This is a genomic window from Ramlibacter tataouinensis (assembly GCF_027941915.1).
GTDB classification, from domain to species: Bacteria; Pseudomonadota; Gammaproteobacteria; order Burkholderiales; family Burkholderiaceae_C; genus Ramlibacter; species Ramlibacter tataouinensis_C.
The window spans coordinates 3,176,171-3,200,852 of record NZ_CP116009.1; the positions used below are offsets into that span (position 1 = coordinate 3,176,171).

Sequence of the window (24,682 nt, forward strand, 5' to 3'; positions counted from 1 at the left end):
TGGGGCCGGGGCGAGGAGGTATGTACGTCACAAGTTCACACACACCTCAGCCTGCCCGTGCGAGGCCAGCCGGCGGGGCCGGGCAGCGGCCGGCGCCTGCGCCGACGCGCGCAAGCGCGCGCACCACCTTCACGCTGAGTGGCGCGCGCGCAGGAAACTGAGGGAAATGCCGGGCCTGGCGCGGCGAACGTGCGCGCGGCTCAGCGCGGCCGGGTCAACGAGCGGCGGGGCCGACGGGGCCGCCGGCGTAGGGGATCACGCGCACGGCCGGGTCGCGAACGTCGAGCGGCCACATCGCGTCGGTGACCCGGTTGGACTGCAGCAGCACGTCCGAACTGGGGCCGACTACACGGATGCCCACGCGTCGCGGATGCCGCACGTCGTTGTCGAGCAGCGAAATGCGGACGTTGGCCTCCTGCCCCGCGCTGAAGACCATCGCTGCACCGTGGCTTGTGAAGACGCCTCCGCATTGCTCGAGCGTGTTGCGGCGGGCCAGCACGTCGCGCGAACCCTTGGTGGCCAGGTCGCCGCCGTCCTGGGCGATGTAGAGGCAGGCCCAGCCGGCCAGGTTGTTCTGCAGCAGGTTGTCCTCATACAGCACATGTTCCCCGCCGACGACGCTCATGTTGCGGCCCCACCGGTTGTTCCGCACCACGTTGCGCCGTGCCGTGACATGGCTGACGCGAACCTGGTCGTCGCGGTAGCTGACCACGGCGATTCCGTCATCCCCCGCCGATTCGACCAGGTTGCCTTCCACCAGGATGTGGCTGGCCCCATCCGTCAAGTGGATGCCGTCGGAGAGCGTGTTGCGCACCACGTTGTTGGTGATCCGCCCGCGCGTGGCACCTCGGGCGGTCTGGATGCCCGCTGCGGCCGCGCCATCGATCGCGACGTGGTCGATGACGAAGTCGGTGGCGCCGAACACGGTGATGCGGGTCATCTCCCAATCGGCCCGGCGCGATGGCGCGGCCGCCCCCGTCAGCCGAAGGTGGGAGACGACCGGCGCCGCGCCCGACATGAAGATGGCCGAGCGCCGCCAGTCCAGCGCGTGCAGCACGGAGCCCGGTCCCGAGCCGGTCAGGGTGACGCCATCGACCCGAATGACGTCCGCGTATGCGCACGGCCCGTCCGGAACGAGCACGGGCAGGCGCAACTGCCGGGCGCGTGCCAGCGCCCGGGCCAGGGCGGCTGAGTTGTCCGACACGCCGTCGCAGACGCCGCCGTGGTCGACCAGGCGCACGGCCTTTGTCTCCACGGAGGGCGATGGCCCGTCAGCCGATGAAGGGCCGCCCGCGAGACTGGATGCCAGCGCGCCCGTGACCAGCCAACGGCGCAAGTCGTTCACGATGGGCGGGCCACTCAGGACGCAAAGCGCCGGGCCGCATCGTGGCTCGATCTCGTTGCGCCCAACGCGCCCCACGCCCAGAGCGCGGCCAGCACGACGACGGCCCCCAGGAGCCAGACGAATGCCCGCGACGTGCCCCAATAGCAGTAGCGGAAGCTTTCGAAGATCGCGACCAGAACGGACGGGTACAGCATCAACGCGAGGGTGTCGCCCCGTCTATAACGCGAGTACAGGATGCCGCCACAGAACGCCGACAGGGCGAAGTACAGGATGGCTCCGCCCACCCCCAGGTCCAGCGTGACCCCCAGGAAGCTGGAACCCGAGTTGAACTCCGGGTCGCCGTACCGCTGCAGGAAGAGATCGCCGGTCTCGGTCGTGGCCCCCACCGCCTCGGCAAACCAGGCCCCGATGCCGAGCGGGAACGCGTGCAGCCAGTTCAGCACGTTCTCGAACTTCCAGCTCGGCCACTCCGTGGTGGCCAGCATGCCGGCTCCGTTGTTGAGCGCCGTGTAGTAGTAGCTCACGAAGCGGCCCAGGGCGAACTCCCAGAAGGCCATGCGGTCCTGGTAGAAGGTCCAGCTGCGGAAGTACTCCGCCACCGCGAAGAACAGGAAGACGACCGGCAGCGCCGCATACGGACCCAGACCGTAGAGCAGCCGGCGCACGGGCTGCTCCGCCGTGGGCCTGGGCATGGCCAGGAGCAGCGCAAGCACCAGCGGAATGAGCGCTTCCGCCGTCGCCAGGCGCTCGGACCAGATGTAGGCGCGGAAGAACGTGAACAGCAGCAGCAGGACCACCAGCGCCTTCAGGACGCCGCCGCGCACCTTGCGCACGAAGACCAGGTAACCCGCCAGCGAGAAGAACGGCGCGGCACAGTTGACCAGCGAGGTGATGCCCACGACCCTGCCGATCTCGTCGCGTTCCGGCTTGAGCGCGCCCGTCAGGATGCGCAGCATCACGGACGGGTCCAGGATCAGTGACCGATACCAGAACACGTAGGCGGCGAGCACCACGACGCCCAGGCACACCGCGGCGCGAACCAGGTGCTCGTCGCAGCTCTGGAGAACCGTGCGCTGCTGCAGGCCTTCGCCCAGCGCGGCTCCCATTGCCGAGAAGACCACCAATCCGAGGCACAGGACCAGGTGCTGGGTCGACAAGTAGTTGCGCGTTCGCACGGCAAGCCCGCCAAGTTCGCTGCTCCCGGCCCAGTACACCACCAGCAGCATGGGCAGGACGAACAGCAGGCTCAGGGTGGACGGACGCGTCCACCAGGGCAGCGCGCGCGGGCCTGCCGGCGAAGCACTGGGAAACTCAGGCTTTCGCATCGGACAGGGCGAGCCTGCGAAGCACCAACCCGGCCGCCACGGCCGCCGACACATCGGCGGCGAGCAACGCCCAGCCGAACCCCGCGGGAGCGCCGCGGAATGCGATCAGCAGGCCGAAAAAGATGGCCGCAGCGGCCATCTCGATGAGGACGTACACACGTTCCTTGTGGAACAGGGTCAGGCACTGCACGCCGAACAGGGCTCCCGCCATGCAGACCGGCAGGCTCAGCGCGATCAGGCTCGTCAGCATGAAGGCGGCGACCGGCGCCTGCGAGGGGCCGTAGGCGAACGGGACGATGCTGCCAACGTGGCTGCTGATCACCAGCGCGATCACCACGCTGCAGGCCATCAGCTGGTAGAACAGGCTACGCCCGAAGCGCACGGCGGCGGCACGGTCGGCCATCAACGCGCTGAGGCGGACGTAGCCGAACTGCCCCAGCGGCACGAGAAGCGCGAGTCCTGCAGACCGGATCCGCAAGGCGATGTTGGCGGCCCCGGTCAACACCGGATCGGCAATCGCGCCGAGGGCAACCACCCCGCCGCTCGTGATCGAGGCGCCGCTGAGGTTGCCCAGCACGATCGCCGTGCCGCTCCTGAACAGGGAGCGCAGCTGCGGGACATCGATGCGCGGCCGCTTCAGCAAGCGGTACTTGTGCAACAGCAGCCACCCGACGATGGCGCTGGCCCACGCGACGAAGGCGTAGGCCCACATCGCCAGCGTGAGGTCTTCGGGCGCCGTCACCGTCTTCACCAGCACAGCGATGCCGACTCCGCGGGACACCAGGGCCACGAGCGCAGCCGACCACATCAGCTCCAGCGAGCGAAGGTACCAGCCCGGCTCGAGGGCGAAGGCGACCATGTAGACCACCATCGCGTAGGACATCGAAGTCTCGGCCGGGCTCCGGGTGGCGAGGAGGATCGGCAGGACCACGACACAGGTCGGCAGGCTGATCATGAGCTTGGCGAGCGTGACGTTCCACAAGATCTGCGCCGGACGGTCGCGCCAGTGGCTCGAATGGACCTCGCGCACGCCGATGGAGTCGAACCCGAACTCGACGAACATGCACAGGAAGGTCGTGAGCGCCGTGTAGAAGGCGACCACGCCATACTGGGCCGCGCCGAGGTTGCGCGCGCAAACCACCGCGAAGACCACCGGGAACGAGTAGATGGCGCCTTGCGCCGCGGCCAGCGCGGCCACCTTCGCGCCCGTGTCCGAGAAGCGATGCAACAGGGGTGCGCTGACGCGCAGGGGATTGCCCATGACCGTCCTGGCGGCCGTCGCTCAGTGCTCGTTCATCACGACACCTGCCAAGGCCGCCGGACCTTTCCCGACGGCGGCCACCAGGCGCTGCAACGCCGCCAGTCGCGCGGCATGGGGCCGAGCCACCACCAGGGCGGCCCCCGCCATGGCCGCGAGGATGCGCGCTTCGGTGCCCTGGCTGGCGGCCGAGGTATCGAGCACCACGTAATCGAACTTGGCCAGCAACTCCCGGATGAGCGCGGCAAAGGAGCCGCGATGCAGCAGTTCGGCCGGGTTGGGCGGAATGGGGCCGGCGGCCAGCAGCAACAGACCGGGCACGGGCGATGGCTGCACCACGTGCTCCGCCGCGATCCGCCCCGCGAGCAGCTGGCTCAGCCCGACCGAATCATCGACCCGGAACAGCGCGTGCTGGCGCGGCACCTGCAGGTCGGCATCGATCAGCAGCGTTCTTCCGCCAAGCTGGGCGAAGGCGATCGCCAGGTTCGCCGCTACGTAGCTGCGCCCGTCGCCGCGCTGCGGGCTGACCACCGCCAAGGCGCGCGGGACCGTCCGGTCCAGCACGCCGGTCACCAGCTCGGCGCGCAGTTCCCGAAAGCCGTGCGCGTCTTCGCCCAGCGGGTCGCTTGCGCACACCAGCTCGCTGTCGAACCCGGCTGCGTCCCGCAGGTAGGGGTACTCGAACTGTTCCGCCAGCGCCTCGAAGATGTCTTCCTCCGACGCCAGCCCCAGCGAAAGGGCCGTTTCGCCGAAGCGGCCGCCATGCTGGCGCTGGTGGCGCAGGACGCGTTCGATGCTGGCGGCATCCAGGCCCCGCAAGCTGGCCAGGACTTGCCCGATCCGGCGGTCGCGCTTGAAGGTCACGACCTGGTCGTCGTGCCGGCTGAGCGCCGTGTTGGGGGTCATGGGGCTGGTCTGCGGCATGGCTTACTCGCTGGTGAGGGCTGGGCGGGGCCGCACGAGCAGCGGACGCACGGCGGACAGCGCGCCGCGCGGCTTGCGCTGGCGCAGGACGGCCAGCACGGGCTGCCCGAACGCAGACAGCACGTCGTCGGCACTGCGCACCCGGCGGTCGCGCTTCTCGGCAAACACGATCGCGACCAGCGCGAGTAGCAGGCCGACCGCGGCACCGACCGCCGCCTTGCCGGCCACCGAGGCGGTATTCGCCAGCAGCGGTACGTTGGCCGCCTTGAGGACCGACACGGTGACTTGCGGCGCGCTCTTCTCGAGCGTGGTCTTGTTCAGGCGCTCGATCACGGCGTCGAACGCATGGCGCGCCACGTCCACTTCGTTCTGCAGCAGCCGGGCCTCGTCGCGCAGCGCCTTGCGCTGCAGCACCTTGGCGCGCTGCTGTTCCAGCGCCTGCGAGCGCTCGGCCAGCTGGCTGGCCAGCACCTTGCTGCCGCCCTCGAAGGCGTTCGCGACCCGGCGCTTGGCGAACTCCAGCCGCTGGGCGATGCTGGCCGTGATGGCCCGCGACTCGATCACCGTCGGGTGCCGCTCGCCCAGCCGCTCGAGCAGCTCGTTCTGCCGGGTTTCCTGGACCGCCAGCGCTTTCTCCAGCTCGGCCACGGTGGTGTCCTTGAGCACCTCCTCCATGCGGTCGGGGCCGTCGGCCGCCTCGCTGCGGCGGCGCTGCGCCTCGCCGGCCTTCGCCTGCAGGGCCACCACCTGCGCGCTGAGCTCCGTCAGGCGGGCGTCCTCGACGTCGAGCTTCTCGTCGAAGGTGGTGATGCCGTTGCGCCGCTGGAACTCGGAGGCGCGCCGTTGCGCTTCGTGCAACCGCTCACGCAGCTGCTTGGCGCGCTCGTCGAAGAAGACGTTGTACTGGCGCACCGGCTCGAGCCGCAGATCCACCGAAGTCTCGACGTACGCCTTGACGAGGGCATTGACGAAGGCGGCCGCCAGTTCGGGGTCGCGCGACGAATGGGACACCTTCAACACCCGGGAGTCGCGCGCGGGCCGGACCTCGGTTGTCCGCTGCATCTCTTCCACCGCCCAGGCCTGGAAGTCGCCGCGCCCGCCGGTCTTCATCTGCCAGCGCTCCCGAAGCTCCTGATCGACCGCGGGGCCAAGCGCCTGCAAGGCGCCGGACACCACGCGCGCGCTGCGCACCACGTCCGCCTCCGTCGTGATCCGGCTGGGCAGGTTGGACCCCGGCAAGGGTACGCCGGCGATCGGATCCAGGTTCTCTTCCTCGATCAGGATCTCGGACGTGGCTCGATAGCGGTTGGGCATCAGCAAGGACCCGAGCAGGAGGACGGCGAGCAAAGTGCCCACCCAGACGCCAAGCGCGACGCGCCAGCGGTATCGGAGGGCGAGGAAGAACTGCTGGATCGTCATCGGCGTCGTTCCGCTGGTCAGGTGGCCGCATCACCCTGCGGACTCGGCTGGCGGGCCGCGCGAGTCCCGGCGCACTTGCGCACCGCATCCAGGACGGCGCGGGCCGGGCCGTCCCACTTCATCTGCTCGGTCCGGCGTCGGCCGGCAGCGATCAGGCGGGTCCGTTCGGCCTCGTCCGCGGCCAGGCGGGCGATGGCCGATGCGAGTTGCCCCACATCGTCCGGGTCGAAGTAGACCGCCGCGTCCTCCCCGCAGGCTTCCGGGATGGATGCCGCATTCGACGCCAGCACCGGGCAGCCCGCGCGCATGGCTTCCAGCGGGGGCAGGCCGAACCCCTCGTAGCGCGACGGGAACACGAACAGGAGCGCACGCTGCAGCAAGCCCACCAGCTGTTCATCCGTCACGTAGCCGGTGTACTCCACATCCGGGGCGCCGCCATTCCCCGGGCCCGCACGAAAAACACGAGACGACCGCCCGCCGGCGACGACAAGCTTGAGGTGGGCCAGGCGCGGGTCCTGCATCGCGGCCTCCAGCGTGCCGATGTTCTTGTTGGGCTGCAGGCTGCCGATGGCGAGCACATACGGTTTGCCGTCCAGGCGGTCGGCCAGTGAGTGGTCGGGCTCGATGCGGTCGACATGGTCGGACCCCAAGCCGATGACCTCGATCTGGCCGGGCGTTACGTGCAAGGCCGGCGCCAAACGACCACGGGAGAATTCCGAATCCGTGATGAGGTGGGCGCCGCTGGCCGCCAGCGCGCGCAGCACGACGCGGTACCAGGCCGTGAAGAGCGGGCTGAAGCCCTCGGGCACGTCGAAGACGGCGGCGTCGTGGACCACGACCGCACGGTGCCTGCAGAAGATGGGCGCGAGGCAGCACAGGCACAGCAGGGGCCGGCCGGCGGCGAACCAGGGCAATTGCAACTGCTCCCAGGCTTGGCCGCGGCCCACGCCGCGAAAAGTCTGCCGGATGTGCGTCAGCGCCAGCCGTTCGGCACCGGGCGGGCAGATCAGCTCCAGGTCGACACCGGCAATCCCGGCGGCATCCAGCGCACGGACGATCTCTCTGGCATAACGTTGCACCCCGGTCGTTCTCTGGGTCAGGAACCGTCCATCGATGGCAATGCGTGCACTCAAGACTCGCCCCCCTGGTTCAGCTGCACGGCCGTGGCAGTGCTGATGGCGCGCAGCCGGTGCGGACACGACAGCTCGAAGTCGGTCCGTCCCGCACGATTGGATGCGGAACCACTCCCGGCCAGAAGGGAGCTTTGTCCCGATCCGCATAGGAGGTTGCTGTCACCGGCACCGTGCCCCGTGCGGGGCTCCGGGACTGCGGCTGAGCACGCGCACTGCCGCATGGGACAAATCACCCAGTTGAATTGGGAGGGGTCTCCCTTACGGTGGAGGGCGCCGGGTTTGTAGCCTTGCGCAGATGTGAGTGACGAATCGAAGAACCGTGGAGACAATGTCAGGAGACCGTCGCCGTGAATCCTCTTCCAGAGACTCCTCTCGTGTCGGTCGTGACACCTTCATACAACACGGGCGCTTTCATCGAGGAAACCTTGAGAAGCGTGGAACAGCAGGATTACCCGAGCGTCGAACACATCGTGCTCGATTCCGGCTCGACTGACGGCACCTTCGAGATCCTCGCGCGCCATCCGGGCGTGCGCCTCATCACGCCGGCACCACAGGGCCTGAGCGCGAAGATGAACCTCGGCTTTTCGAAGGCCCGGGGGGACATCGTCTGCTGGCTGAGCGCGGACGACTACCACCTGCCTGGAGCCATTGCAAAGGCCGTCGACGCGTTGAAGCGCAATCCGGGGGCCGGGATGGTGTACTGCAACTCCTTGCAGGTCGACGAGAAGGGTGTGGAGATCGGCAGGACGCGCAGCAAGCAGGCGAGCTTGCGCGAGATGCTGCGGCACAACTACGTGCCCCTGGAGAGCGTCTTCGTGCGGCGCGAGGTCCTGGAGCGCATCGGCCCCGTCGAGACCGGCTATCCGCTCGTGCAGGACTGGGAATGGTTGATCAGGATCTGCAAGCAGTTTCCGATCGTGTGGGTCGACGACTGGTGGAGCGCCAACCGGGTGCAGCCGCAACAACGGTCGCAGCTCTACAAGGCCGATGTCTGGCGGCAGATGCGGGCCATGACGCACGGGCACGGCGGAGCTTTCCTGCCCGTGTTCTGGTGCTATTGGGGGCCCAAGTTCCTGCGGGCCGGCCGCATGCTGCTCACCGGGCAATTCCCGCGGTTCAGGACCAAGCTGCGAACGCACCTCAAGAGCCTCGGCCGGCGCAAGGAGACCCGCAAGGGGCTCGAATACTGACGACGAAGGCTCGCGGTTCCTCGTGATCCAACCCCTCGCAGGTGACAGATGCCCAGCCCTCAGCAAAGTAGTTCTGGACCGCTCGTGTCCATCATCATCTGCAACTACAACTACGGGCGGTTCCTGCGCGCCGCCATCGATTCGGCACTCGCGCAGACGTACGGGAAGGTGGAGGTCATCGTTGTCGACGACGGCTCGACCGACACCTCCCGGGCAGTGATCGATGAATTCGCCGCGAAAGGCGCGGTGAAGGCCCTCTATCAGGACAACCAGGGGCAGTGCTCCGCCTACAACGCCGGCTTCGCCGCTTCGGCCGGCGACATCGTGCTGTTCCTCGATGCGGACGACCTGTACCTGCCCGAAATGGCCGAGCGCGTGGTGGCTGCCATCGATGCGAATGCGGCGAAGGCCCACTTCAAACTTTCCTTCATCGGGCCGCAAGGGGAGCTGCGGTCTGGACAGACTCCGAGGGTCCTGGCATTCGGGGCCGTGGGCGACCTGCTGGCGACGAAAGGCGTCCTGTATTCATCCGCACCAGGGTCCGGAAACGCCTATGCACGCCGGGCGCTCGCGAAGCTTTTTCCGCTGCCCATCACCGAAGACAGGTATTGCGCGGACTTCTTCACGGTCTATGGGAGCGCCTTGAACGGCACCGTCGTCGCGGTGAATGCCGTCCTGGGGCGCTATCGGCTGCACGGATCCGTCGACGACGAGGGGGCCTCGCTCGCCTTCGCCAACGCGGCCACGTACAACGCACCCGAGAGGCTCAAGGCGCGGATTGCGACATTTCGGTCGCACGTGAGGCGCCAACTCGGCGTTGACCTTCCGCCGCGGCTGGTGTCGTTCAGTACCCAAAAACAGGAGTTCGTCCGGGACGTCTTTCGTGACGGGCGGTACCTGCGGCGCCTCTGGACGGGGCAGCAACAGTTTGCCGATCTTTGGCATGCGCTGCGCAGCTCGCCGGACTTCTCGCTCTTGCTGAAGTCCTGCATCGCCATCTGGGCCGTGCTCGTGATCGTTCTGCCTCGGGCGGCCGCGCTGCCGCTGGCTCGATACGTGACCAATCCAGCGTCCCGGTAACGCCGCGGCGCGGGGCCGTGTCCGGGGAGTGTTTGAGCTAGTACCCCATCATGTCGCCGCGCACCAGCATGACCGCCGTGCGCAAGAGGATCCTCACATCCAGGCCGAGGCTCCAGGACTGCAGGTAGGCGATGTCGTACTCCGTGCGCTTGCGCATCGACGGCAGGTCGTTGCCGCCCCGCTGGCCATGCACCTGCGCCCAGCCGGTGATCCCCGGCTTGACCTTGTGGCGCAGCATGTAGCCAGCGATGAGTTTGCGGTATTGCTCGTTGACCGCAATCGGGTGCGGCCGCGGCCCGACCAGGCTCATGTCGCCCGCCAGCACGTTGAACACCTGCGGCAGCTCGTCAAGCGACGTCTTCCGCAGGAATCGGCCGATCGGGGTCACCCGGTCATCGTCCCGGGTGACCTGCGTGTAGGTCGTGTGGCCGTCCTCCATGACCTTCATGGTGCGGAACTTCAGGACGGTGATCTCGCGGCCGTCAAGGCCGAAGCGCCGCTGCCGGAAGATCGCGGGGCCCTCGGAGGTCGCCTTGATCATGAGGGCGATCGTCCCCAGCAAGGGCAGCAGCAGGGGCAGCGCTGCAACCGTGACGACCAGGTCCAGCGCCCGCTTCCTGGCCGCGGCCGCGCCCTGCAGCGGCGTGTCGCACACCGAGACCATCGGGAGCCCCGCCACGGTGGCCACCCGGCCCTGGACCAGGTCGGCGATGAACACATCGGGCACGAAGAACACGGAAGCCGTCGTGTCGCGCAACTGCTCGAGCAGCCCCAGCACGCGCGGCTGCTGCGCCATCGGGATGGCGAGGTAGATGACGCTCACCCCGTTGGCCCGCGTGAGCTCGCCCAGCTGCTCGAAGCCCCCGACCACGCGTTCGCCGGCCAGCCGCCGCAGCCTCTGCGGTGACCTGTCCTCGACGAAGCCGACCAGCTGCTGGCCATCGGCCTCGCCGCTGGCGATCAGGCGCGACAGCCGCAGGGCGACGTCGTTGATGCCGACGATCAGCACCCGGTCTTTCCTGTAGAGCCTGGAAACGTGCGGTGCGAAGAAAGGGGAAGCGGCATGCGCCGCCAGCAGCGTCAGCAACGACAGCGCGCTCCATGCGACCGCGACCTTGGGCTCCACCAGGGCCGGATCGGCCGGGAACAGCAGGCCGAGGACGCCGGCAATCAGCCCGAGCGAGAGGACCGTCAGCCCCCAATGGTTGACGAGCTGCCACGCGATCGCAGCGGACATCCGGCGAAACGGGACCCGCCCGGGCGCGCCCACCATCAGCACGATCAGGACCACGATCAGGTCGTTGCGCCGGAAGGGCATGCCGAACGCCACGACCGTGGCCAGGTACGCCAGCGCCATCAGCACCCGGTCGAGGATGGACTTGACGAACCACCACTGGCCCTGCTCGGCGGTGAGCCTGGGCGGAAGCTGATCCAGGTAGATCTTCATGCGACCCTGATCTCCTGGCGGCACGCCGCGCGGGAGTGATCCCTTTTCTGTTTCATTGGCCATTGGACGTGGCGGCGACCAAGCCGAGAAAGGGTGCTTTGTCATCGCGCAGGCAGGACAAACTTCCCGCGCTTGTCCGCCAGGGGGCGCCAGCGGGACAAATCGACTACGCGATCCGGGTGCTTCCTCACTCGCCCGGGCAGGGAGCCGTTCCTAGTCTTCGACCGACATCCCTGGGTCGGGACGACCTGCATTCTTGTCGAGGCACCGATGATTCAGCCCGTGGTTCTTTGCGGCGGTTCGGGGACTCGCCTGTGGCCGCTGTCGCGCAAGGCGTTTCCGAAGCAGTTCATCGAGCTGTTCGCCGGCAAGAGCTTGCTGGCGCTCACGCTGGAGCGCGTCGCGCCGCTGCTGGACGCCGACGGGGACATCGTCTGCGTCGGCGCCGAGGAGCACCGGTTCATGTTGGGCGATGCCGTGGCCGGGACGGGGGCCCGGGCGACCCTCGTCCTGGAGCCGTGCGCGCGCAACACGGCGGCGGCCATGCTGCTGGCAGCCTTGCAGGCGCCCGACCCCGACCGCCTGCAACTGTTCTGTCCCTCGGACCAGCACATTCCGGACGCTGCCGCGTTCGCCGCGATGGTCCGCAGCGGGGTGGCCGCGGCGCAGCAGGGCGCCATCGTCGTGTTCGGTGTCGTTCCGACGCATCCGAGCACCGCCTACGGCTATATCGAACGCGCCGGGCCCCACGCGCACGGCGGCCATCGCGTTGCCCGCTTCGTGGAGAAGCCGGACGCCCAGCGCGCGCAGGAACTGATGGGCAATGCCGACGTGCTCTGGAATGCCGGCATCTTCCTGTGCAAGCCCGGTGTGCTGCTGCAGGGCATGGAACGGCATGCGCCCGACATCCTGGCGAGCTGCCGCCAGGCGATGGCGGGGGCGGACCGGCGCGGGGGGCTGGTCAGGCCCGACGCCGCCGCACTGCGCGATTGCCGTGCCGAAAGCATCGACGTGGCGCTCATGGAGCGCCACGGCGGCCTGGTCGTGTGGCCGTTCCAGGGCGCCTGGAGCGACGTGGGCAGCTGGAATGCGGTGGCCGACCTGCGTGCGCCCGACGAGCATGGCAACCGCATCGAAGGCCAGGGCGTCCTCGCGGGGGCGGTCAACAGGAACTACATCCACGCGCCCTACCGCCGCGTCGTGGCGCTGGGAACGAACAATCTCATCATCATCGACACGCCGGACGCGCTGCTGGTGGCGGACCGGTCGGCCGCCGAGCAGGTCAAGGGGGTGGTGGACCAGCTCGAGCGCGGCGGCAGCCCCGAGGCCACCAGCCACCGCAAGGTGGTGCGGCCCTGGGGGTACTACGACAGCGTCGAGCGGGGCGAGCGGTTTCAGGTCAAGCGGCTGTTCGTCAACCCGCTCGGCGCACTCAGCCTGCAGATGCACCGCCACCGCTCGGAGCACTGGACCGTCGTGCGCGGAACCGCGGAAGTCACGCTCGGCACCAGAACCTTCCTGCTGGCCGAGAACCAGTCGGTCGACATTCCGGCGGGCACCCTGCACAGGCTCTGCAACCCGGGCATGACCCCCATCGAACTGATCGAGGTGCAGTCGGGCGACTACCTCGGGGAAGACGACATCGTGCGGTTCGAAGACGCCTACGGGCGATCGGTCGCGGCTCTGGCCCCGGTCTCCGAACCAGACGGCACCTTTCACGCGCCGGTGCCGAACGGGCACGCCAAGGACTTGGGCGCCGGCAGACCGCGGCCGGAGTAGGAGCGGTTGCCCGCGTCAGGGCAGTTCCGCGCCGCGCATCCGCCCCAGGATGGTCTGTGCGCGGCTGGCGAGATAGCCCGAGTTCGGCACCTTCTCGAAATACCGCGGCCGCGGCAGCATCACGGCCAACCGCGCGGACTCATAAGCGCTGAGCTGGCTGGCGCTCTTGCGCCAGTAGTGCTGGGCCGCCGCTTCCGCGCCGAACACGCCTTCGCCCCATTCCACGCTGTTGAGGTAGATCTCGAGGATGCGCTGCTTGGACAGCATGGCCTCGAGCGCGAAGGTCAGCACGATCTCCTGGCCCTTGCGCAGCAAGGTGCGCTCGCCCGACAGCAGCAGGTTCTTGGCCAGTTGCTGGGTGATGGTGGAGCCGCCCACGACCTTCGGCGCGCGCGCCTGGGGCCGCAGTTGCGCGCGGCGCGCGGCGCGCTCCTGGGCGCGGGCATTCTTCTCCCAGGCCTTCTCGATCGCCTCCCAGTCCACGCCCTCGTGGCTGGCGAAGCCGTCGTCCTCGGACGCGATCACGGCGCGCTTGAGGTGGTCGGAGATGCGCTCGTAGGGCACCCATTGCTGGCGCCAGCGCAAGCGCCCTTTCTCGGTGGCGATGCGCCACGCTTCGGAACGCTGGAAGGTGGTGGACTGCGGATCGACCGTGGCGGCCAGCGCGATGCGCAGCACGAAGAACAGCTGCAGCGCGATGCCGGCCAGCACCAGCAGCAGCAGCCAGCGCAGCAGCCCCTTCAAGGGTCAGCCTCCCGCGGCCAGCAAGGCGCGCAGGCCGGCCAGCACCGGAGCGGTATCGGGGCGCACCCCGCGCCAGACCAGGAAGGACTCCGCCGCCTGTTCCACCAGCATGCCCAGCCCGTCACGCGGTGCCGCGCCGTGCGCGCGTGCCCAGTCGAGGAAGGGCTGGGCGGCGGGGCCGTACATCATGTCGTAGGCCAGCGCGCCCGGGCGCAGCACACGGCCCGGCACCGGGACGGGGCCGCCGCCCAGGCTGCTGGCCGTGGCGTTGACCACCACGTCGAAGGCGCCGGCGATGGCGTCCAGGCCGCAGGCCACCAGCTGCGCGCCGTTGGCCTGCGCCACGGCGGCGTGGCTGTCCACCAGCAGCTGCGCCTTGCCCTGCGTGCGGTTGGCGATCACCAGCCGCCGCGGCCGCGCATCCAGCAGCGGTCCCAGCACGCCGGCCGCGGCGCCGCCGGCGCCGACCAGCAGCAGGTCGCGCCCGGCCAGCTCGACGCCGGCGGCCCGGATGTCGCCGGCCAGCCCGGCGCCGTCGGTGTTGTCGCCGAACACGCGCTCGCCGTCGAAAACAAGCGTGTTGCAAGCGCCGGCCAGTTGCGCGCGCGCACTGAGTGCACCGGCCAGCGCGGCGGCCTCGAACTTGAAGGGGACGGTGACGTTGCAGCCGCGGCCGCCTTCGGCGCGGAACTGCCGCACGGTGGCCGGAAAGCCGTCCACCGGCGCCAGCCGCTTGCCGTAGGCCACGCGCTCGCCGGTCTGCTCGGCAAAGCGCGCATGGATCCAGGGCGAGCGGCTGTGCTCGACCGGGTTGCCGATCACGCAGTAGCGGTCGTCGCTCATGGGCTGGTCAGCCTGGTTTCCAGAGTCTCGTCGCGGTTGAACTTGAAACGCGAGACCACCACGATCTGGTCGGCCCGCTGCCGCATGGCCGTGTTGAAGCGGCCGAACGGGCCGGCCTGCTTGGCGATGGCCTGGGCCCGGCGGTCCAGCGTGGCATTGCCGGAGCTCTCGACCACTTCCGTGCCGAGCACGCTGCCGTCGTGGTTGACCGTGACGATCATGGTCAGTTCGCCGTACAGCTTGCGGCCGCCCAGCTCGGGGAAATTGGTGGTGCCGCGCTCTTCGATCTTGCGCCGCAAGCCGTCGTAATAGACCGCATACACCTCCTCGCGCGTGGACGGGCTGATGTAGCGCTTCTTGGGGCGGGCGTTCTCTTCGTTGATGCGCCGCTCGATCTCGGCCAGCAGTTGCGACAGGCGCCGGCGCTTTTCCTCGCGTGCCTGCGCCTCGGCGCTGGTGCTTGCCTGCTTCGGGTCAGCCGGCGGCAGGGCGGCCAGCATGCGCTTGACCTGGGCCAGCATCAGCATCTGCTGGTCCTGCATGGCCTCGATGCGGCGGTGCGCGTCCTCGGCGGCGTCGCCGATCTCGGTCAACGCCGAGGGCGGCAGCGGCGAGGTGGCGCGGCCCCTGGCGGCTTCGCCGCCGCCGGCCAGCGTCCTTTGCGCGATGGCCTGCGCCTTCTCCGGCTTCTCGTGGCTGGCGGCGTTGACCAGCACCACTTCCAGCGGCGTGTCCTGGAACACGCGGTTGAAGCCTTCCGGGTCCACCAGCCGCACCGTGAGCAGGGCGGCGTGGACCGCCGCCGACACGCCCAGCGCGATCTGCAGGGTGCTGAAGGACTTCAGGTTCACGGGGCCGGATTATCGGCCGCATTGTCGGGTTCGCCGCCCTCGCTGACGTCGACGGCGATCGCGATCGGGCCGGCCACCGGCTCTTCATCCTCGCCGCTGTCGTCTTCCGCCGACACCGGCGACGACGCGGCGTCCAGCCGCTCGGCCACGGTGCCGGCCACGTCCAGCGCGATGTCGTCGATGGCGCCCAGCCGCACGCGCACCCGCGTGCCGCGCGGCAGCGTCTCGGTGCCCAGCACCGGCAGCACCAGCGGCAGTTCGTCGGCGCGCACCAAGCCCTCGCGGAACACGGTGCCGACCAGCTCGTGGATCTGCTGCTGGCGCAGGTACTGCAACGTCCAGAAGCGCTCCATCGCCGCCTGGTGCGCGTTGTAGGCGCTGTAGGCGGCATCGAACGCGGAGATCACGGAGAACAGCTCGGCGTCCTTGGGCTTGAAGGGCGCGGCCAGGGCGGCGGTGCGGCCATGGCGGGCCGCCGCGATGATCTGCCACTGGTTGACCAGGTCGGTGTAGCGCCGCAGCGGCGACGTGCTCCAGGCATACGACTTCACGCCCAGCCCGGCATGAGGCAGCGCCTTGGTGCCCATGCGCACCTTGATGCCGGGGGCCAGGCTGGCCTGGCTGCGGTAGATCGCCGGCACGCCCAGTTCGGCCAGCCACTGGCCCCAGGTGCTGTTGGCCAGGATCATGGCTTCGGAGACGATCAGGTCCAGCGGCGCGCCGCGGCGGCGCGTGGTGATCTGGACGCGTTCGTTGCCGGTCGGTTCGTCCTCGCCGGCGTCCAGCAGCCGGAAGCTGTAGTCCGGCCGGGTGAAGGTCTCGGGCTTGCCGCGCACCGCCTCGCGCAGGCCTTTCAGGTGCAGCGCCAGCCGCCACAGGAAGGACAGCGGCTCGCGCAATCGCTCGATGGGCTCCGGCAGGTCCGCCGGCGCTTGCGGATCTTCCAGCCAGGCTTGCGTGATCTGGTCGTCCAGCTGGTCGTGGCGCAGGTTGGTGGTGACCGGCACGCGCTCCAGCCGGGTCTCGCTGGCCTGCACGGCCAGGCTGGTTTCGTCCAGCCGCACGTACAGCGACACCGCCGGGCAGTCGCGCCCCTGCTCCAACGTGTACGCCTGCACCACCTCGTCGGGCAGCATGGTGATCTTGTGGCCGGGCATGTACACGGTGGACAGGCGCTGGCGCGCAACCCCGTCCAGCGGCGTGCCCGGCAGCAGCGCCAGCCCGGGTGCGGCGATGTGGATGCCCAGCGTGACGGTGCCGGTGCCCAGCCCCTGCACCGACATCGCGTCGTCGATCTCGGTGGTGCTGGAGTCGTCGACCGAGAAGGCCTGCACCGGCGCGAGCGGCAGGTCTTCGGTGATGGCCGGCGCGGCCAGCGGCGCAAAGCCGGTGCCCTTGGGGAACTGCTCGAACAGGAAGCGCTTCCAGTGGAACTGGTAGGCCGAATCGATGGCGCCGGCTTTCTGCAGCAGCGCCAGCGGCGCGGTCTGGGTGGCGCGCGAGGCGTCGACCACCGCCTTGTACTCCGGCGCGTTCTTGTCCGGCTTGAACAGGATGCGGAACAGTTGCTCGCGCACCGCCGGCGGGCAACTGCCGGCGGCCAGCTCCGCGGCCCAGGCCGCGATCTGCTGCTGCACCTGCTTTTTTTTCTCGATGGCGGCCAGGGCCTGCTGCACGATCTCGGCCGGCGCCTTGCGGAAGCGCCCCTTGCCGGCGCGGCGGAAGTAGTGCGGCGCCTCCTGCAGGCGGAACAGGGCGGCGGCCTGCTGCTCCGGCGAGGCCTTGTCGCTGAAGTACTCGCGCGCCAGGTCGGCGAAGCCGAACTCCTCTTCGGGCGCGAACTCCCAGGCCAGGTCCAGCTCGATGCCCTGGGCCAGCGACTGCGCCGCGGCCACCAGGTCGGCCGGCTGCGGCTTGTCGAATTTCAGCAGGAGGTTCTGCGCCTTGACCTTGACCCGTTTGCCGCTGTCCAGCTCGATCTGCGCCGAGGATTCGGCTTCGGAAAGGACCCGGCCGGCCTGGAGCTTGCCGGCCTCGTCGAACAATGCGTACATCGCCGCGATTGTCCCATGCGGGTTTCAGCCGTCGGCGTGGTCCAGGCCCAGGAAGGCCAGCACCCGGCCGAGGCGCTGGTCGAAATCGCTGATGGCGTGGTCGCCGCCTTCGATCAGCTCGATCGGCGAACCCGGGTAGCGGCCCGTCATCTCGCGCCAGTCCAGCACCTCGTCGCCCTTGGCGACGATGGCAAACACGCGCCCGGGGTGGGGCAGGGGGCCGTGCTCCAGCGCCCGCAGTTCGTCCACGTAGCGCGGCTCGAAATAGAAACGCTGGCTCGGGTCGTGCCAGGCGGTCTGCTCGCCGATGTAGCCGGCCAGGTCGCGCGCCGCATGGACGGCGGGGTTGAGCAGCACGGCGCGGCAACCGGTTACGGCGGCGAGATGGGTGGCGTAGAAGCCGCCCAGCGAGGAGCCGATCACGCCCATGCGCTCGCGCGGCCAGGCGGCGATGCCGTCCATCACCATCTCCATCGCCGCGCGCGGCGAGGGCGGCAGCTGGGGGCACCACCAGGTCACTTCGGGGTGGTCGCGGGCGATGCGCTCGGCCATCAGCACCGCCTTGGCGGATCGGGGCGAGGAGCGGAAGCCGTGGAGATAGAGCAAATGCGTCACGGAAACCGGGTCTGCGCTCATGCCGCGATGATGCCACCGGGGATAATCGCCGCCCATGTCCGTCGTGTTCGAAAAGCCGCCGATCTGGCAGCGCGCGGCCCCGATGTTCCGGGGCTTCGACGGACCGCTCGCCTTCGCGGTGTTCCTGCTCGCCTGCGCCGGGCTGCTGACGATGTATTCGTCCGGCTTCGACCACGGCACGCGGTTCTACGACCACGGCCGCAACATGCTGATCGCCGGCACCATCATGTTCGTGGTGGCGCAGGTGCCGCCGCAGCGGCTGATGAGCCTGGCGGTGCCGCTGTACACGCTCGGCGTGGCGCTGCTGATCGCGGTGGCGATCTTCGGCATCACCAAGAAGGGCGCCCGGCGCTGGATCAATGTGGGGGTGGTGATCCAGCCCAGCGAGATCATGAAGATCGCCATGCCGCTGATGCTGGCCTGGTGGTTCCAGAAGCGCGAGGGCCAGTTGCGCCCGCTGGACTACATGATGGCCGGGCTGATCCTGGTGGCCCCGGTCGGCCTGATCATGAAGCAGCCCGACCTGGGCACCTCGCTGCTGGTGCTGGCCGCCGGGATGTCGGTGATCTTCTTCGCCGGCCTGTCCTGGAAGCTGATCGTGCCGCCGGCCGCGGTGGGGCTGGTGGCGCTGGCGCTGCTGGTGGTGTTCGGGGATTCGCTGTGCGCCGAGGGCGTGCGCTGGGTGATGCTGCACGACTACCAGCAGCAGCGCATCTGCACCCTGCTGGACCCGACCAAGGATCCGCTGGGCAAGGGCTTCCACATCATCCAGGGGATGATCGCCATCGGCTCGGGCGGGCTGCTGGGCAAGGGGTTCATGCAGGGCACCCAGACCCACCTGGAGTTCATCCCCGAGCGCACCACCGACTTCATCTTCGCCGCCTTCTCCGAGGAATTCGGCCTGCTCGGCAACCTGTGCCTGATCGCCGGCTTCATCTTCCTGATCCTGCGCGGGCTGGCGATCGCGCTGGAGGCGTCGACCCTGTTCTCGCGCCTGCTGGCCGGGGCGATCACCATGATCTTCTTCACCTATGCCTTCGTGAACATGGGCATGGTCAGCGGCATCCTGCCGGTGGTGGGCGTGCCGCTGCCCTTCATCAGCTACGGCGGTACCGCCATGGTGACGCTGGGGCTGGCGCTGGGCATCCTGATGGCGATCGCCAAGGCCAAGCGGCTGGTGCAGACGTGAAGGCAAGGCGGCCGGGTTTGGCCGCCATCTTCCGGTCCGCGTGGCCTGGGTCCGCGTGACGCGGCGCCGGCAAGCTGATCGGGAGCAGCGGGCTCGACACACGGGGGCTCTCGAGGCCTCCTAGAATGCCCCGATGATTTCCCGCGAACCGACACTGGAGCGGCTGGCGACGGCCCAGCGCCTGCTCCTGGAGCCTTTTGGCCTGGACGAATCCCACCTGTCGCGCGCCCTGGCCGAAATCAAGGCGCACCGGGTGGACGACGCCGATCTCTACTTCCAGTACACGCGCAGCGAGGGCTGGAGCCTGGAGGAGGGCATCGTCAAGACCGGCAGCTTCAGCATCGACCAGGGCGTGGGCGTGCGCGCCGTCAGCGGCGAAAAGACCGCCTTCGCCTATTCCGACGACATCTCCGAGGCCTCGCTGCTGGATGCGGCGCGCACCGTGCGCTCGATCTCGTCGTCGGCGCGCTCCGGCCGGGCCAGGGTGAGCGCCAAGAAGGTGGCTGGCAGCCGCTCGCTGTACCCCGCGGTGGACCCGATCTCCACGCTGGACAGCACGGCCAAGGTGCGCCTGCTGGAGCGGGTGGAGCAGCTCGCCCGCGCCAAGGACCCGCGCATCGTCCAGGTGATGGCCGGGCTGGCCAGCGAATGGGACGTGGTGATGGTCGCGCGCGCCGACGGCACGCTGGCGGCCGACGTGCGGCCGCTGGTGCGGCTGTCGGTCACCGTCATCGCCGAGCAGGAGGGCCGCCGCGAGGTCGGCTCCGGCGGCGGTGGCGGCCGCTTCGGGCTGGCCTACTTCGACGAGGACCGCATCCGCGAGTACGTCGACGACGCCGCCAAGGCCGCGCTGACCAACCTGGAGTCGCGGCCCGCACCGGCCGGCGAGATGACCGTGGTACTGGGCCCCGGCTGGCCCGGCGTGCTGCTGCACGAGGCCGTCGGCCACGGCCTCGAGGGCGACTTCAACCGCAAGGGCTCCAGCGCGTTTTCCGGGCGCATCGGCCAGCGTGTGGCGGCCAAGGGCGTCACGGTGCTGGACGACGGCACCATCGCCGACCGCCGCGGCTCGCTCAACGTCGACGACGAGGGCAACCCGACCCAGCGCAACGTGCTGATCGAAGACGGCATCCTGCGCGCCTACATCCAGGACTCGCTCAATGCGCGCCTGATGGGCGTGGCGGCGACCGGCAATGGCCGGCGCGAGAGCTACGCCCACATCCCGATGCCGCGCATGACCAACACCTACATGCTGGGCGGCGACAAGCCGGCCGAGGAAATCGTCGCCAGCATCAAGAAGGGCCTGTACGCCACCAACTTCGGCGGCGGGCAGGTGGACATCACCTCCGGCAAGTTCGTGTTCTCGGCCAGCGAGGCGTTCTGGGTCGAGAACGGCAAGATCCTGTACCCCGTCAAGGGCGCCACCATCGTCGGCAACGGGCCGGACGCGCTGACCCGGGTCACGCTGATCGGCAACGACATGCGGCTCGACAGCGGGGTCGGCACCTGCGGCAAGGAAGGCCAGAGCGTGCCGGTGGGAGTCGGCCAGCCGACCATGCGCATCGATGGCCTCACGGTCGGCGGCACGGCTTGAGGCATCGGGGGCTCATGTGCTAAATTGGCAACCCATGCGCAAGCACAGCGTGTTCTTCTTTGGCTACTTTTGGTTCTCTGGCGCCCCCGGCGGTCGAGAGTCCTGAGCGTACCTGCAAGAAACGCAAGAACCCCCGAACAAACCGCCGGTCCCCCGGCGGTTTTTTTGTGCCTTTTCCAGACCGCGAAGGAGCCTCCCGATGAACGCAGCCCGATCCGCCCATGCCAGCGATGCGTGGCCGGTGCACCCCGTCGACAAGACCAGTGCCACCGACGACCAGCGCATCAAGGACATCACCGTGCTGCCCCCTCCCGAGCACCTGATCCGCTTCTTCCCGATCCGCGGGACCGAAGTGGAAAGGCTGATCAGCCAGACCCGCCGCCGCATCCACGACATCATGGCCGGCACCGACGACCGCCTGCTGGTGGTGATCGGCCCTTGTTCCATCCACAACCCGGACGCGGCGCTCGACTACGCGCGCCGCCTGAAGGAGGTGCGCCAGCAGCACGCCGGCACGCTGGAGATCGTGATGCGGGTGTACTTCGAGAAGCCCCGCACCACGGTGGGCTGGAAGGGGTTGATCAACGACCCCTACCTGGACGAGAGCTACCGCATCGACGAGGGGCTGCGCATCGCGCGCCAGCTGCTCATCGAGATCAACCGGCTGGGCGTGCCGGCCGGCAGCGAGTTCCTGGACGTGATCTCGCCGCAGTACATCGGCGACCTGATCTCCTGGGGCGCGATCGGCGCGCGCACCACCGAAAGCCAGGTGCACCGCGAGCTGGCCTCGGGCCTGTCGGCGCCGATCGGCTTCAAGAACGGCACCGACGGCAACATCCGCATCGCCACCGACGCCATCATGGCCGCCGGCCGCGGCCACCACTTCCTGTCGGTGCACAAGAACGGCCAGGTCGCCATCGTGCGCACCAACGGCAACAAGGACTGCCACGTCATCCTGCGCGGCGGCAAGGCGCCCAACTACGACGCCGACAGCGTGGCGGCGGCCTGCCGCGAACTGGAGGCCGCCAAGCTCCCGCCGCGGCTGATGGTCGACTGCAGCCATGCCAACAGCAGCAAGCAGCACGAAAAGCAACTCGACGTGGCCCGGGAGATCGGCCGCCAGATCGCCGGCGGCTCGCGCAGCGTGTTCGGGGTGATGGTGGAAAGCCACCTCAAGGCCGGCGCCCAGAAGTTCAGCCCCGGCAAGGACCGGGCGTCCGAGCTGGAGTACGGCAAGAGCATCACCGACGCCTGCCTGGGCTGGGACGATTCGGCCCGGCTGCTGGAGCTGCTCTCGCAGGCGGTGGCCGACCGCCGCAAGCAAGGTCAGTGACCCCGCCAGCGCCGGCCTTTTATTTACATCAAGTAACGATCGAACTACATTTGCTGCCGCCGCCGCGGATCGATCCGCGGCTGGCGTCCCATGTCGCTCGAGCTGCCCATTCTCCGGATCGGACTGGCGGGTTTCTCCTTGCAGCAGCAGGAGGAGCTGGCGCGGCTGCTGGAGCGCGCCTCGCCCGGTGGCATAGCCTGGGAATTCTCCCGGCTGGGCGAGGCCGACGCCCTCTGGATCCATGGCGGGCGAACCCAGATCTTGGCCGAGGGCACCGTGCGCGTCGGCTCGGCCGTGCCGGGCGGCCGCTCGGTGCACATCCACCTGCCGGACGTGGACCGCCCGGTGGCCTTCGCTTTGCCGGTGCCGCGCAACCTGGATGCGCCGTTGAGTTTCGATCCGCAGCAGCCGGCCACGGTGCGGGCGCTGCTGGGCCGGCTGGAGAACGGCCTGCGCCCGACCATTGCCCAGTTCTGCCTGGCCTCGCAGGTGCTGGAGCAGGAAAGCGCGCTGGGCTCCGGTGTCTATCACGTCAACGCCGCCAGCGGCCTGCTGGTGGCGGTGGTCGATTTGCGCGGCGACGTCGGCGTGCTGCCCTCGGCCACCCCGCTCGAGCTGGAGAACGCGATGTGGACGCCACATCTGCGCGCCGACGCCATGCCCGCGCATTTCTCCCGGGCCAGCCTGTCGCAACTGATGTGGCAATACGCCTTGCGCACGCGCCGTGACGTGCTGCCGCGCCGCTACCGGTCGGACCTGCTGTACTTCCGGCGGCCGCCGCGCCTGTCGCAGCGCACGCTCAGCGACGCGCACCTGCTGCTGCTGCGCGAGCTGGCATGCGCGCCGGGCCGATTCGCCGAACTGCAGCAGCGCACGGGCCTGGGTGAAGCCCGGCTGGCCCAGGACCTGGCGGCGCTGTACCTGGTCGGGGCGATCACCTCCAATCCGAAGCGGGCTTCGCCGGCGGCGCCGCGCCGCCCCGAGGCTGCCGATTCGATGCACAGCGGCCGCAGCATCGCGCCGTCGGGGCTGGGGCAGGAATCCGACCCGCAACCCCTGCGGCCGATGACCGACCTGACGGCGCCGGCGCCACTCCCGCTCGAGTGAGGCAGCGCCCGCCGGCGCATGCAGCGCGCGGAACCCGCTAGCGCGCGAGAGCGGCCAGCAGCCGCTCGTGGATACCGCCGAACCCGCCGTTGCTCATGCACAGCAGCTGGTCGCCCGGTCGGGCGGCGGCGACGGCCAGCGCAACCACCTCGTCCACCGTGTCGCCGACCCGGGCGCGCTCGCCCATGGGCGCCAGCGCCTCGCGCGGGTCCCAGCCGAGCCCGCCGCCATGACAGATCGCCAGGTCGGCCTGCTCCAGCGCCCAGGGCAGTTGCGCCTTCATGGTGCCGAGCTTCATGGTGTTGCTGCGTGGCTCGAACACGGCCAGGATCCGGCCCCCGTTGGGCCCCAGCTGGCGCCGCAGGCCATCCACCGTGGTGCGGATGGCGGTCGGGTGGTGCGCAAAATCGTCATAGACCCGGACGCCACCGGCCTCGCCGCGCAGCTCCATGCGCCGGCGCACGTTCTGGAAGGAAGCGAGCGCTCGCGCCGCCGTAGCCGGATCGACCCCGACATGCTCGGCCGCGGCAATGGCCGCCAGCGCATTGAGCTGGTTGTGCACGCCGCCCAGCTCCCAGTCCACCCGGCCTACTTGCTCGCCCCGGCGCAGCACGTCGAAGGCACCTGGGTCGCCGATGGCGGTGAAGTCATCGACTGCGGCGCCGAAGCTGCGCACCTCGCTCCAGCAGCCCTGGTGCAGCACGCGCTGCAGGCTTTCCTCCAACCCGTTGACCACCACCCGTCCGCTGCCCGGCACGGTTCGCACCAGGTGGTGGAACTGGCGCTCGATGGCGGCCAGGTCGTCGAAGATGTCGGCGTGGTCGAACTCGAGGTTGTTCAGCACCGCCGTGCGCGGCCGGTAGTGGACGAACTTGCTGCGCTTGTCGAAGAAGGCGGTGTCGTACTCGTCGGCCTCGATCACGAAGCAGGAGCCGGTGCCCGTCCGGGCCGAGACCCCGAAGTTCATCGGCACGCCGCCGACCAGGAAGCCCGGCGCCCGTCCGGCCTGCTCGAGGATCCAGGCCAGCATCGAGGTGGTGGTGGTCTTGCCATGGGTGCCGGCCACGGCCATGACGTGGCGGCCGTGCAGCACATGCTCGGCCAGCCACTGCGGTCCGCTGGTGTAGCGCGCACCCTGCTCCAGGATGGCTTCCATCAGCGGGTAGCGCGGCGCGCCATCGGCGTCGCGCGCCCGCGAAACCACGTTGCCGATCACCCAGACGTCCGGCGCCAGCGAGAGCTGGTCGGCGCCGAAGCCTTCGATCAGGTCGATGCCGAGCGCGCGCAACTGGTCGCTCATCGGCGGATAGACGCCGGCGTCGCAGCCGGTCACCTTGTGGCCTGCTTCGCGGGCCAGGGCCGCGACGCCGCCCATGAAGGTGCCGCAGATGCCCAGGATATGGATGTGCATTACGGAATTATCGGATGGCC

General features: G+C 69.3%; 20 protein-coding genes. 7 read left to right on the forward strand and 13 right to left on the reverse strand.

The genetic code is table 11. From position 1 onward, the window contains the following. Positions 1–214 precede the first annotated feature (214 nt). From PE066_RS15160 to PE066_RS15185, 6 genes are all read right to left on the reverse strand, one after another. Positions 215–1,240, reverse strand: coding sequence for a right-handed parallel beta-helix repeat-containing protein (locus PE066_RS15160; RefSeq protein WP_271233361.1), 1,026 nt, complete (start codon positions 1,238–1,240; stop codon positions 215–217). A 119-nt stretch (positions 1,241–1,359) separates the two neighbouring features. After that, positions 1,360–2,670 (reverse strand): O-antigen polymerase, encoded by a 1,311-nt coding sequence (locus tag PE066_RS15165; RefSeq protein ID WP_271233362.1) that lies wholly within the window; start codon positions 2,668–2,670, stop codon positions 1,360–1,362. After that, on the reverse strand, positions 2,657–3,931 hold the full coding sequence (locus tag PE066_RS15170; RefSeq protein ID WP_271233363.1) for an oligosaccharide flippase family protein: 1,275 nt from the start codon (positions 3,929–3,931) through the stop codon (positions 2,657–2,659). The genes PE066_RS15165 and PE066_RS15170 overlap by 14 nt, the downstream gene beginning before the upstream one ends. A gap of 21 nt (positions 3,932–3,952) precedes the next feature. Continuing rightward, positions 3,953–4,852, reverse strand: coding sequence for a polysaccharide biosynthesis tyrosine autokinase (locus tag PE066_RS15175; RefSeq protein WP_271233364.1), 900 nt, complete (start codon positions 4,850–4,852; stop codon positions 3,953–3,955). Between the two features lie 3 nt (positions 4,853–4,855). Further along, positions 4,856–6,271 carry a hypothetical protein gene (locus PE066_RS15180; protein ID WP_271233365.1) on the reverse strand — a complete coding sequence of 472 codons (1,416 nt, stop codon included), beginning with the start codon at positions 6,269–6,271 and terminating at the stop codon, positions 4,856–4,858. Positions 6,272–6,288: 17 nt separating this feature from the next. Continuing rightward, a complete protein-coding gene (locus PE066_RS15185) occupies positions 6,289–7,404 on the reverse strand; it encodes a glycosyltransferase family 4 protein (protein ID WP_271233366.1) in 1,116 nt (371 codons plus the stop codon). A 374-nt stretch (positions 7,405–7,778) separates the two neighbouring features. Between PE066_RS15185 and PE066_RS15190 the strand changes: the two genes are divergently transcribed. After that, positions 7,779–8,594, forward strand: a complete 816-nt coding sequence (locus PE066_RS15190) for a glycosyltransferase family 2 protein (RefSeq protein ID WP_271233367.1) — start codon at positions 7,779–7,781, stop codon at positions 8,592–8,594. Between the two features lie 84 nt (positions 8,595–8,678). Further along, entirely contained in the window at positions 8,679–9,674 is a 996-nt protein-coding gene (locus PE066_RS15195) for a glycosyltransferase family 2 protein (RefSeq protein ID WP_271233368.1), read from the forward strand. 37 nt (positions 9,675–9,711) lie between these two features. On the opposite strand, the gene PE066_RS15200 is transcribed toward PE066_RS15195, so the two are convergent. After that, a complete protein-coding gene (locus PE066_RS15200; protein WP_271233369.1) occupies positions 9,712–11,121 on the reverse strand; it encodes an undecaprenyl-phosphate glucose phosphotransferase in 1,410 nt (469 codons plus the stop codon). Between the two features lie 270 nt (positions 11,122–11,391). On the opposite strand from PE066_RS15200, the gene PE066_RS15205 reads away from it, so the two are divergent. Continuing rightward, entirely contained in the window at positions 11,392–12,900 is a 1,509-nt protein-coding gene (locus PE066_RS15205) for a mannose-1-phosphate guanylyltransferase/mannose-6-phosphate isomerase (RefSeq protein ID WP_271233370.1), read from the forward strand. Between the two features lie 15 nt (positions 12,901–12,915). On the opposite strand, the gene mtgA is transcribed toward PE066_RS15205, so the two are convergent. From mtgA to PE066_RS15230, 5 genes are read right to left on the reverse strand one after another with little or no spacing between them, the layout of a single operon-like run. Continuing rightward, positions 12,916–13,644 carry a monofunctional biosynthetic peptidoglycan transglycosylase gene (gene mtgA, locus PE066_RS15210; RefSeq protein WP_271233371.1) on the reverse strand — a complete coding sequence of 243 codons (729 nt, stop codon included), beginning with the start codon at positions 13,642–13,644 and terminating at the stop codon, positions 12,916–12,918. Between the two features lie 3 nt (positions 13,645–13,647). Continuing rightward, positions 13,648–14,487, reverse strand: a complete 840-nt coding sequence (gene aroE / locus PE066_RS15215) for a shikimate dehydrogenase (RefSeq protein WP_271233372.1) — start codon at positions 14,485–14,487, stop codon at positions 13,648–13,650. Then, complete coding sequence (locus PE066_RS15220) at positions 14,484–15,332, reverse strand: TonB family protein (RefSeq protein ID WP_271236592.1); 849 nt, start codon at positions 15,330–15,332, stop codon at positions 14,484–14,486. The genes aroE and PE066_RS15220 overlap by 4 nt, the downstream gene beginning before the upstream one ends. 2 nt (positions 15,333–15,334) lie before the next feature. Further along, positions 15,335–17,392 (reverse strand): ribonuclease catalytic domain-containing protein, encoded by a 2,058-nt coding sequence (locus PE066_RS15225; protein ID WP_271233373.1) that lies wholly within the window; start codon positions 17,390–17,392, stop codon positions 15,335–15,337. 24 nt (positions 17,393–17,416) lie between these two features. After that, positions 17,417–18,028, reverse strand: coding sequence for a YqiA/YcfP family alpha/beta fold hydrolase (locus PE066_RS15230; RefSeq protein WP_271233374.1), 612 nt, complete (start codon positions 18,026–18,028; stop codon positions 17,417–17,419). 34 nt (positions 18,029–18,062) lie between these two features. On the opposite strand from PE066_RS15230, the gene rodA reads away from it, so the two are divergent. The 4 genes from rodA (at position 18,063) to PE066_RS15250 (ending at position 23,251) form a co-directional block, all read left to right on the forward strand. Continuing rightward, a complete protein-coding gene (rodA, locus tag PE066_RS15235) occupies positions 18,063–19,217 on the forward strand; it encodes a rod shape-determining protein RodA (protein ID WP_271233375.1) in 1,155 nt (384 codons plus the stop codon). Between the two features lie 133 nt (positions 19,218–19,350). Beyond that, complete coding sequence (gene tldD / locus PE066_RS15240) at positions 19,351–20,811, forward strand: metalloprotease TldD (RefSeq protein WP_271233376.1); 1,461 nt, start codon at positions 19,351–19,353, stop codon at positions 20,809–20,811. A 199-nt stretch (positions 20,812–21,010) separates the two neighbouring features. Then, positions 21,011–22,144, forward strand: coding sequence for a 3-deoxy-7-phosphoheptulonate synthase (locus PE066_RS15245; RefSeq protein WP_271233377.1), 1,134 nt, complete (start codon positions 21,011–21,013; stop codon positions 22,142–22,144). 90 nt (positions 22,145–22,234) lie between these two features. Beyond that, a complete protein-coding gene (locus tag PE066_RS15250) occupies positions 22,235–23,251 on the forward strand; it encodes a hypothetical protein (protein ID WP_271233378.1) in 1,017 nt (338 codons plus the stop codon). Between the two features lie 37 nt (positions 23,252–23,288). Here PE066_RS15250 and mpl read toward each other — a convergent pair whose 3' ends face one another. Beyond that, the gene (gene mpl / locus PE066_RS15255) at positions 23,289–24,662 is read right to left on the reverse strand and encodes a UDP-N-acetylmuramate:L-alanyl-gamma-D-glutamyl-meso-diaminopimelate ligase (RefSeq protein ID WP_271233379.1); all 1,374 of its coding nucleotides are present in this window, start codon (positions 24,660–24,662) and stop codon (positions 23,289–23,291) included. Positions 24,663–24,682: the final 20 nt, after the last annotated feature.